The organism is Marinifilum sp. JC120 (assembly GCA_004923195.1).
Classification (GTDB): domain Bacteria; phylum Desulfobacterota; class Desulfovibrionia; order Desulfovibrionales; family Desulfovibrionaceae; genus Maridesulfovibrio.
The window spans coordinates 1-375 of the sequence record RDSB01000245.1 but is presented as its reverse complement, the minus strand read 5'-3'; the positions used below and the strand labels follow the sequence as shown (position 1 = coordinate 375).

Genomic DNA, 375 nt, shown 5'->3' with positions numbered 1-375 from the left:
TGATGAGGCGGTGCTGAGTGTTAGATGGAGCGAGATGTTGACGCGAATTCGGGTTCGGTGGTGTAGTGGTTATCATGTCTGCTTTACACGCAGAAGGTCCCCGGTTCGAACCCGGGCCGAACCAGGACTTTGACAAATAACACCTGTCCACGCAAATCACGAACTACACTCCTCACATTGGAGACGTATCATACTCACCGACACTGCCAACAGTGTCTTTTTAACAAGCTGACGCCGTCAGAGACATCCACGTCGGCCGTGCTCACCACGAGTACGACGATGTGTGGTTGGCGTCCGACTGTCGACACGATGACTGGTAGTTCTGTGATCACCCGTATCAAGTGGCCACGTCGATGCAATCTTTCGAGTGAAGTC

The 375-nt window shown here is 52.8% G+C and carries 1 tRNA gene; it reads left to right on the top strand.

Annotated elements, in window-relative coordinates:
- Positions 1-51: 51 nt before the first annotated feature.
- Positions 52-124, top strand: a tRNA-Val gene (locus D0S45_20975).
- Positions 125-375: the final 251 nt, after the last annotated feature.